The following is an 8,675-nucleotide window of genomic DNA, read 5'->3' as shown; positions in this document are numbered from 1 at the left end:
TATAAGAGACAGCCCCGGCCCGCCGGCGTGGCTCCCGCCCCCTCGCCGCGTCCGGCGGGGGTGACGCCCGGCGCCCGTCCGATGGCACCGCGAGCACCCGGAGGACCCGGCGGACCCGGTGCCCGTCCAGGAGGCTTCGGTGGCCGGCCCGGAGGCTTCCGCTCCTCCACGCCGCGGCCTCCGCCCACGCCCGAGCAGATCCTCGCGCTGGCGCAGCGCGAGCATGTGCCCGCGCGCATCGCCAAGGGTGAGCTGGAAGGGAAGATGAAGGCGCGCATCTGGCGCAAGCTGCACGCCGAGGAGGCGAAGCGCTTCGACCAGGTCTACGAGCTGATGGGCCAGACGCCGGACCTGTCGCTGGGGGATGCCTTCGGCGTGCTCCAGAGCGGCATGACGGTGGCGGAGTTCATGGCGCGCAAGGAGCGCACCCAGCGCAAGGCGGCCATCAAGCAGGCGCGCGGCGAGGTGGACAACGCCGTGGTGGCGGAGCTGCTCGGCGGCTTCATCTCCGGCAAGGTAGAGGTGTCCGTCGTCCTGGCGGAGCGCTCGCTGCTGGACACGCTCGTCGCCGAGGAGCCCATCGCCTTCACGCTGGAGCGCACCGGGCGGCTGGAGAAGCTGCAGGTGGTGCTGCTGGCGCGCCGCGCCGAGTGGGAGCGACTGCTGCCGAGCCTGGAGCGCGATGCCAAGCTGACGCAGAAGCCGTCCACGGTGGCGCGTCAGCCGGACAAGCGTCCGTACTCGGACCCGCGCGCGTTCCTGGACCACCTGGGCGACACGGTGAAGCTGGTGCTGCGCAACGGCATCACCCTCCAGCTCCCGCTGATGCACGTGGGCCGGTTCGACCTGCTGCTGGGTGAGCCGGGCCACGAGGTCTTCGTCCCACTCCACGCCCTGCTCAAGTTCGAGCCGGGTCCCTCGAGCGCTCCCGCCGACGAGGCCTGAGGGCCCTGAAGTCGGGGGCGCAGGCCCCTCTCAACTCCGCCAATCCTTCGTTCGCTCGAGGCACCTCATGCGCCCCTTCTTCTCCCGCATCATCAAGCCCTGGCTCGCGCTGGCCGCGACAGCCGCCATGGTGGGTGCCACGCAGCAGGGGTGCACCAAGGGCGCGCCCGCCGCGGCCGAGACTCCCGCCGCGCCCACCGTCCCCGAGAAGCGGGAGAACGGCGTGCGAGTGGTGGAGCTGACGGTGACGGAGAAGGGCTACGAGCCCAGCCCCGTGACGCTGAAGAAGGGCGAGCCGGTGAAGCTGGTGGTGACGCGCACGACGGACCAGACATGCGCCACCGAGGTGGTGATGGACGGCTACGACATCAACACGCCGCTGCCGCTCAACCAGCCGGTGGACATCTCCTTCACACCCAAGGAGTCCGGAAAACTCGTCTACGGGTGTGCCATGGGGAAGATGATTTCCGGCGTTTTCCTGGTGGACTGAAGACGTAGGCCGAAATCTGGGCAGCGCGCGGGGAAGCGTTAGTCTCCCGGCCCTGCATGGGCGGCGCGGCGGAGCTCTTCACGCGGCATGTGTTTCTCGACCTCGAAACCACGGGGTTGGATCCACGTGCCGACGAAATCATCGAGCTGGGGTGTCTCTTCTTCGAGAACGGACGCGAGGTGGACCGCTTCGCGCGGCTCTACTCGGCGTCGCGGCCCCTGCCTCTCACCATCCGGCGGCTGACGGGCCTGACGGACGCGGACCTCGCGGGCCGGCCCCGTTTCGGGACTGACATCGAGGAGCTGCGAAGTCGGCTCACGGGCTGGACGGTGGTGGCGCACAACGCACCGTTCGAGAAGGGCTTTCTGCCGGACTTGCTGGGCCCCATCCGCGCGCCGGTGCTCGACTCGTGCGAGTTGATGCACTACCTGCACCCGGAGCTGACCAGCCACTCGCTGGAGTCGCTGCTGCGCTGGGCCGGGCTGGGCATCCGCCAGCCGCACCGCGCGCTGTCCGACTGCGAGGCGGTGCATGCCGTGCTCGTGCAGACGATGGACCGCTTCGTGCGCGAGGGCCGGGGCGAGGATGTCTCGGACCTGCTGGCCACGTTGGACCCCCGGGCCGCGCGGCGACTGGGCCTTCCGGAGACGGACGGCGGCGCGTTCGACTACGAGGAGTGGCCGCTGCTGGAGCTGCTGTCGCGACTGAGCGAGGCCTGTCGTGCCGCTCCCGCGTCGCTGGCCCTGGAGACTCAAGGGTTCCTGCGCGGGAAGCCCGAGCGGCGACGCGCGGCGGGTGTCCCGTCCCTCCCCGAGCCGGAGGCCGAGGCGCCGGTGCTTCCGGTGCGGGCCGAGGAAGTGACGGCGGTGCTGGGTGCGGGCGGTGCGCTGGAGCGGATGGAGGAAGGATTCAGGAGTCGGGCCGCGCAGCTCGAGATGGCGCAGGCGGTGGCGCGCGCGCTGTCGGACGGCGAGCAGGTGGCGGTGGAGGCGGGCACGGGGACGGGCAAGTCGCTCGCGTACCTGGCACCCGCGGCCCTCTTCGCCGCGCGCAACGGGCGCAAGGTGGGCGTGGCTCCGCACACGAAGACGCTCCAGGACCAGTTGCTGGAGAAGGACCTGCCCCGGCTCCACAAGGCGATGGGCGGAACCTTCGGCTACGCGCTGCTCAAGGGACAGTCGAACTACCTGTGCCGACGTCGCGCGCTGGAGGCCACGCGCGTGGAGCCGGGCATGGGGCACTCCGCGCGCGCGCCTCGCGCGTATCTGCGCGCGTACCTGCGCCGCAGCGTGGATGGCGACATGGACCGGCTGAGCCACTGGTTCCGCGAGCGCTTCCCCGTGCTGATGGGCCTGACGCCCGCGGTGCGCTCCGAGGCCGCGACGACGCTGGGCGAGAAGTGCCCGCACTACCACCGTTGCTTCTACCATTCGGCGGTGGCCCAGGCGCGTGAGGCGGACGTGCTGGTCATCAACCAGTCGCTCGCCTTCGCGTGGCCCGCGCGCTACCCGAAGCTGGAGCACCTGGTCCTCGACGAGGCGCACGAGGTGGAGGACGTGGCCACCACGGCCCTCACCGTGGAGCTGTCGGACCTCGCGTTCCAGCGGCTCACCGAGCGACTGCACGGACGCGATGGACGCCACGGCCTCTTCGCGGAGCTGCGCCGGGCCCTCTCGGCGTCCCGTCGCGAGGAGTCGCGCGCGCTGATGGGCCAGGTGGAGGACGCGCTGCGCCGGCTGATGGACGAGGCGCGGGACTTGGGCGCCCGGGTGACGGAGCTGTGTGAACCCTCGGCCACCACCGCGGGCGAGGACCCCGACGAGGGCGCGTATGCCCCGGAGCTGCGCGTGACGGAGGCGGTGCGCGCGCTGCCCACGTGGGAGCCGGTGCGCGACGGATTGGAGCTGGTGCGCGGCGCGCTGCAGGCGCTGCACACGCTGCTCGCGGTGCGAGTGCTGGAAGCGCTGCCGGAGCTCGCCACGAGGATGCCCCCGCTGGAGCGCGAGCTGTCCGGAGCCACCACGGAGCTGGGCGAGCTGGCGACGCTGGCGCAGGAGCTCTCGGGCGAAGCAGCGGCGGGGCGGTGCTACTCCGCGACGGCCGAGCCTCGGCGGCAGCGCTGGAGCGTGGGTGCGCAGCCGGTGGATGTGTCCTTCCATGTGTCGCGCGACTTCGCGGCGAACAAGCGCGCGCTGGTGCTGACGTCGGCCACGCTGGGGCCCACGAGCCAGGGCTCGGGGACGCCCTTCGTGTTGAAGCGACTGGGGTTGGATGGACGCGGCGACCGGCCCGCGCCACGGCTGCTGCGCGCACCCTCCCCCTTCCAGCTCCATGAGCAGGCGTTGGTGGTGCTCGTCACCGATGCGCCGCGCGCGCACGAGGAGGCCTTCATCGACTGGGCCGCGACGCGGATTTCGGGCCTCGCGCAGACGATGGGTGGACGGCTGCTGGGCCTGTTCGCTTCCACGCGGCGCATGGAGCGCGTGGGCGCGGAGGCGCGGACTCGATTGGAGCCGCTGGGCATCGAAGTGCTGCGGCAGTCGCGTGGGCACAGTCGCTCGCTGGCGGCTCGGCAGGAGCGCGACACGGGCACGGTGCTGCTGGGCACGAAGAGCTTCTGGCAGGGCGTGGATATCCCCGGCCGAGGCGTGGGCTGCGTCTTCATCGACAAGCTTCCGCTGGAGCCCGCGCTGCGCCCGCTGGTGGCCGCGCGCGAAGAGCCGCTGTCCCGCTCTGGTGGCGAGTACCAGGGCTTCCTCCAGTACCGACTGCCGCGCGCGTTGCTGCTCCTGCGTCAGGGCGTGGGTCGACTCATCCGCTCCACCACGGACCGAGGCGTCGTCATCGTCGCGGACCCGGGCCACCCGAGCTACCGCGCGCACCTCATGGAAGCGCTCGACGGCTATCGCGTGGAGGCGCTGCCGTGGGCCCAGGCGCGCCTGCGCATCCATGCGGTGCTCAAGCAGACAGGGCTCACCGTGGACGTGGCCTCACCACCGTGAGGCTTCACAAGTCCGCTCCCGTGGACTCCTTCACGGAGTCATGGGGCATGGTTCACGCGCATTGCTCGATTCCTGCTTCGCGACACGTGCGGAAGTCCGTGGCGCGCGCTTTGCTCATCCACCTCGGGCATTGACGCGCGAGGCTGCCGACCCCACGCTTTCGGCGCATGGGACGGCACGCGGACAGAGTTCGTGGCGACGCCTTCCCTCGGGCTCCCACCCAGGAGGAGTGGGACGCGATGGGGCCCGAGGAGAGGGCGCAGGTGGTGGAGACACTGCCAGCGGAGGTGACGTACCGGGAGATGTCTCCGCCCGAGGGGGACTTGCATCAGGACGCGAAGCACCGCGTGTTGGATGTGCTCAGGCATCACTTCCGAAATCGGCGGCGCACGGCGTACGTCGGCTCGGAGCTGCCCGTGTATTACCCCGGGGAGCGCCGCTTCGCGCCGGACCTGCTGGTGGTGTTCGACGTCGAGCCACACTCTCGCGAGAAGTGGCTGGTGAGCCATGAGGGCAAGGGCCTGGACTGGGTGATGGAGGTCCACTCGGGCGGCAACCGGAAGAAGGACGCCGTGGTCAACGTGGAGCGGAACGCGCGGCTCGGCATCCGCGAGTACTTCATCTACGACGCGGGCCGGGAGCGGCTGGAGGGGTTCCGGCTGAAATCCGCCAAGGCCAGGACTTACGTTCCCCTCAAGCCGAAGCAGGGACGGTTCACCTCGAAGGTGCTGGGGCTCGAGTTCGAGGTCCGTGGCGACAAGATGTTCGTGTGGACCGGCGAGACGCTGTTGCTCGAGTCCACGGAGATGATTGACCAGCTCAAGGCCCGGATGGAGAAGGCCCGCCTGCGCAGGCAAGCGGAGGCCCGTCGACGTCGTCAGGCAGAGGCCCGGCTGCGGAGCAAGCTGGAACTGGCCCTCAAGGAAGCAGACCAGCTTCGCAAGGACGCCGAACAACAAATGGCGAAGATGAAAGCCGAGCTCCGCAAGCTGCGTCCCCGGAAGCACTGACCGGGGACGGCGTCGCGAGACTCAGGCCTCCAGGCGCGCGCGGAAGCGGGACTCCAGCGCGCGCAGTTCGTCGAGCGACTCTCCCGGCACGCCGGAGCGCTCCGCCGTCTCCAGCGCCTTCGCCAGCACCCGAGCATCCTCTTCGCTCTGGTCCCGCAGCTTCTGCATCATGCTCCGCGTCGCATCGAACAAGTCCCGCAGTTCGTCGCCGTCACGCAGGCCGTATTGCGGCGGGCGCAGCTTGCCGTCGAGCACATCGCCCACCATGCGCCGGATGCGCAAGAGCGGCCCGGCCAACCGATGCGTCACGACGATGGTGGCCAACGCCACCACGGCGATGAACCCCACCAGGAAGGCGCCCAGCACCCACCACGTCGCGCGCTGACGCCACTCCAGCTCCGCCCGCTGCGCGACGATGGCGGCCCGCTCCGCCTCGTAGGCCGCGTCGATGCCCTGCGCCTTCTCCCGGAAGGTGGCCTCGAAGGTCGGGTCGTCCATCCGCGCCAGCAGCTCGTTGGACAGGGTGGCGCCGGACAGCTCGCGGCTGACCTCGGCGGCCTTGGAGCGGGCCTCCACCGCCGTGGCCGTCTCCCGCATCAGGGCCCAGGCGGAGCGCACCAGGAACACGCCCAGCAGGGCCGACAACACCACCGTCACTCCGACCATGTACGCGGTCAGCTTGAGCTGGAAGCTCGTATCCAGGAGGAAGTTACGCCAGCGCCGCTTCGGGGCCGCCGCATGCGCCGTCGTGCTCGTCGTCATGTCTCGTTGCTCCACTCGAAGGTTTCCGCTGCTTCCTCCACCGCGCGCGGCACCAGCGCCTTGAGGAGGTCCGCGGGCTGCGCGCCCCCGGCCTTCACGTCCACCTGCCCCAGCAAGGACAGATCCGGGTAGCTCAGGCAGACGATGGCCACCCGCAACCCGCCCCCCTCCATCGCATGGACCTCCGGGGTGATGCGATAGCCATGCACGCCCAGCTTCTTCAGCGCGCCCTTCGCCGCCGCCTTGGACTCCTTGGCCGGCGCCAGGAGCGCCCCCCGGCGAATCAGCCGCGAGCGCAGCCGCGCCTCGGTGGCCTTCACCAGCTCCGCCGGCAGCGAGCGCGTCAGGTCCTTCATCCCCTCCAGCGAGACGTAGAAGCGGGGAGGTCGCGCCTGGTACTCCTTCAGCGCGCTCACCGCCTCGCGCACGGCCGCCTGCACCGCCGCGTCCGCCTCCGTCTTGTGGGCCTCCAGGCAGGGGAGCGCCGAGGACTCCTGCAGCTTCGCCAGGGACTTGGCGACCGCCGCGCGCACCAGCTCGCTCGGGTCCTTCAGGGCGCCACACAGCGGTGTCACCGCCTCCGGATCCTCGGTGGCCCCCAGCACCAGGGCCGCCTGGGAGCGGGAGCGCGGATCCTTGCCCTGCGTGAGCTGGCGCCCGAGGAACGCAAGCCGGGTGTCCCCCTGAGCGAGGGCCACGTGGGGCGCGACAAGCAACATGAGGAGGGGGAGGGCAGGCAGCCGCATGGCAGGGACGACGGAGAGTGTAGCGCCGTCTGCCCGCTGACGAACAGTTGCAGGATGCCTGGTCCACGCGCACCCACCTCCCCTGCTTGCGTAGGCGGGGTGGATCCGACATGGGGCCATCCTGGGGTAACGTGCGCACGTCCAGGAGGGCATGCCCGGTGTCATTCGCTTCCCGGTTGGAAGGTCTGCTGCAGCAAGTGGGGTTGAGCGGCGTGGTGGAAGAGGTGCGTTCGCGCCTGGGCTATGCGCGCCCGCAGGCCCCTTCCCACAACGGTGCCACCCATCCCGCACCCCGTCAGGTGGAGCGGCGGGACGCGCCGTCTCCCGCTCCCGTGGCCGTCGCGCCTCCCAGCGCGCCAGAGCCCACGCGCGTGGAGCGTACACCGCGCCCTCGCCCCATCGCCGAGGCGGAGAGCTTCCCCGCCGCCGAAGCCGTCGCCGCCGACCCACCCACTCCACGGGCCTCGAAGGCGGCGAAGAAGACCCGGGGCGTGAAGACCGCGAAGCCCGCCACCAAGGCCGCCAGCGCCAGGTCGGGCAAGAGTCCGGCGGCCCGGAGCAAGGCCCGAGCGAAGAAGAAGGGCGAGGCCGCCCCCGCGCCCCAGGCCGCGTCCTCCGCGGACACGGGCCAGGCCGTGAACCAGTTGATGGAAGCGCTCAAGGCCCACCCTCGCTACGAGGAGCTGCGCTCCGCGGGCAAGCTGAAGGATCAGCTGGTGCGCTCACTGATTCCGCTCTACCTGGCCCGCGCGGTGGCGCTGGACATGGAAGTGACGTCCGGAACGACGTCCCGCTTCTGGGGCGAGCTGGGCGTCACCTACGCCGCACCCAACGCCGCGAAGGCCCTGCGCCTGCACGCTGGCTACGCGCAGGACACCAAGAAGGGAAAGGCCATCACGCCCAAGGGCGTGCAGTACGTCGAGGAGGCCCTGAAGCGCCTGCGCGAGGAAGCCGCCTCCTGAAACACCCTCCGTGAGCCACCGAGGCGACTGTCCGCTCGGTGGCACTCCAGGGCCGTCATGGGCCAGCAGGGGTTCGCTGGCGGACGCTCTTCCGGACCGTGTGGCCGAGTGGCTGGCCCGGGCCAGGAGGCCCCCTAGATTGGCGCGGAGCAATGGCCACGACGCGCCCTTCACCCTGTACGGCTTGCCTCAATCTCCCCGCCTCCCTCATGGGAATGGCGAGCGAGGGCGTGGACCGCCGCAAGGTCGGAGGGCCTTCGGGCCGCTGGAGGGTGGCGCGGGGTGGGGCATGGGTCCAGACGCGCTGACCTTCTACCGGGCCGCGAGGCGGCTGAAGCGCCTGGGCGTGCCCATGCTTCCGAGCATGGTGGCCGCCGTGGGTGACCGGCTCCTGCACTGCCACGTCGACATCGACGCGAGGCTGCACTCCTCCGTGGGCCTGGGCTACGGCGGCGTGGGCGTGGTGGTGGCGCCGGGCGTGGAGGTGGGCGAAGGCAGCTTCCTGTCCCAGAACGTCAGCGTGGAGCCCCGGTTCGGCGAGTCGGGAGTCCCCCGCATCGGCCGAAACGTCTATGTGGGCGTGGGCGCGCAGATCATCGGTCCGGTGACGGTGGGAGACGGCGCGGTGATTGGAGCGGGCGCCCTGGTCATCTCGGATGTGCCCCCCATGGCCGTGGTGGCGGGAGCCCCGGCCCGGGTGGTGAAGCAGAAGGCCGCGAACGAACACTGAGGGGCGGACCCCACGCAAGGCGCGGGTG

The 8,675-nt window shown here is 70.9% G+C and carries 8 protein-coding genes; 6 read left to right on the top strand and 2 right to left on the bottom strand.

Translation table 11 applies throughout. The annotated features are described in order from the left end of the window. The 4 genes from HUW62_RS43410 to HUW62_RS43395 all read left to right on the top strand — a co-directional run. The coding region (locus HUW62_RS43410) for a hypothetical protein (protein WP_255203970.1) at positions 1-945 on the top strand (945 nt) is incomplete at its 5' end. A gap of 67 nt (positions 946-1,012) precedes the next feature. Next, positions 1,013-1,435, top strand: coding sequence for a cupredoxin domain-containing protein (locus HUW62_RS43405; protein ID WP_163865396.1), 423 nt, complete (start codon positions 1,013-1,015; stop codon positions 1,433-1,435). Positions 1,436-1,491: 56 nt separating this feature from the next. Continuing rightward, a complete protein-coding gene (locus HUW62_RS43400; protein WP_176437783.1) occupies positions 1,492-4,437 on the top strand; it encodes a helicase C-terminal domain-containing protein in 2,946 nt (981 codons plus the stop codon). A gap of 239 nt (positions 4,438-4,676) precedes the next feature. Next, positions 4,677-5,447, top strand: coding sequence for a Uma2 family endonuclease (locus tag HUW62_RS43395; RefSeq protein ID WP_240356332.1), 771 nt, complete (start codon positions 4,677-4,679; stop codon positions 5,445-5,447). A 21-nt stretch (positions 5,448-5,468) separates the two neighbouring features. Here HUW62_RS43395 and HUW62_RS43390 read toward each other — a convergent pair whose 3' ends face one another. Continuing rightward, positions 5,469-6,209 (bottom strand): signal protein, encoded by a 741-nt coding sequence (locus HUW62_RS43390; RefSeq protein ID WP_163865399.1) that lies wholly within the window; start codon positions 6,207-6,209, stop codon positions 5,469-5,471. Beyond that, positions 6,206-6,955, bottom strand: a complete 750-nt coding sequence (locus tag HUW62_RS43385; protein WP_163865400.1) for a HEAT repeat domain-containing protein — start codon at positions 6,953-6,955, stop codon at positions 6,206-6,208. Before HUW62_RS43385 ends, HUW62_RS43390 begins: the two co-directional genes overlap by 4 nt. Positions 6,956-7,113: 158 nt before the next feature. Between HUW62_RS43385 and HUW62_RS43380 the strand changes: the two genes are divergently transcribed. Then, complete coding sequence (locus HUW62_RS43380) at positions 7,114-7,917, top strand: hypothetical protein (protein WP_163865401.1); 804 nt, start codon at positions 7,114-7,116, stop codon at positions 7,915-7,917. A 289-nt stretch (positions 7,918-8,206) separates the two neighbouring features. Then, a complete protein-coding gene (locus HUW62_RS43375) occupies positions 8,207-8,647 on the top strand; it encodes a serine O-acetyltransferase (RefSeq protein WP_176437782.1) in 441 nt (146 codons plus the stop codon). Positions 8,648-8,675 lie beyond the last annotated feature (28 nt).

The organism is Myxococcus sp. AM011 (assembly GCF_013372595.1).
GTDB classification, from domain to species: domain Bacteria; phylum Myxococcota; class Myxococcia; order Myxococcales; family Myxococcaceae; genus Myxococcus; species Myxococcus eversor.
The sequence above is the reverse complement of the archived record's forward strand: the minus strand, read 5'-3'. Positions and strand labels throughout refer to the sequence as shown.

Excerpts from the sequence above, each read along its gene's own strand:
- HUW62_RS43405 (WP_163865396.1), top strand. The coding sequence starts at position 1,013 with ATGCGCCCCTTCTTCTCCCGCATCATCAAGCCCTGGCTCGCGCTGGCC.
- HUW62_RS43400 (WP_176437783.1), top strand. The coding sequence starts at position 1,492 with ATGGGCGGCGCGGCGGAGCTCTTCACGCGGCATGTGTTTCTCGACCTC.
- HUW62_RS43395 (WP_240356332.1), top strand. The coding sequence starts at position 4,677 with ATGGGGCCCGAGGAGAGGGCGCAGGTGGTGGAGACACTGCCAGCGGAG.
- HUW62_RS43390 (WP_163865399.1), bottom strand. The coding sequence starts at position 6,209 with ATGACGACGAGCACGACGGCGCATGCGGCGGCCCCGAAGCGGCGCTGG.
- HUW62_RS43385 (WP_163865400.1), bottom strand. The coding sequence starts at position 6,955 with ATGCGGCTGCCTGCCCTCCCCCTCCTCATGTTGCTTGTCGCGCCCCAC.
- HUW62_RS43375 (WP_176437782.1), top strand. The coding sequence starts at position 8,207 with ATGGGTCCAGACGCGCTGACCTTCTACCGGGCCGCGAGGCGGCTGAAG.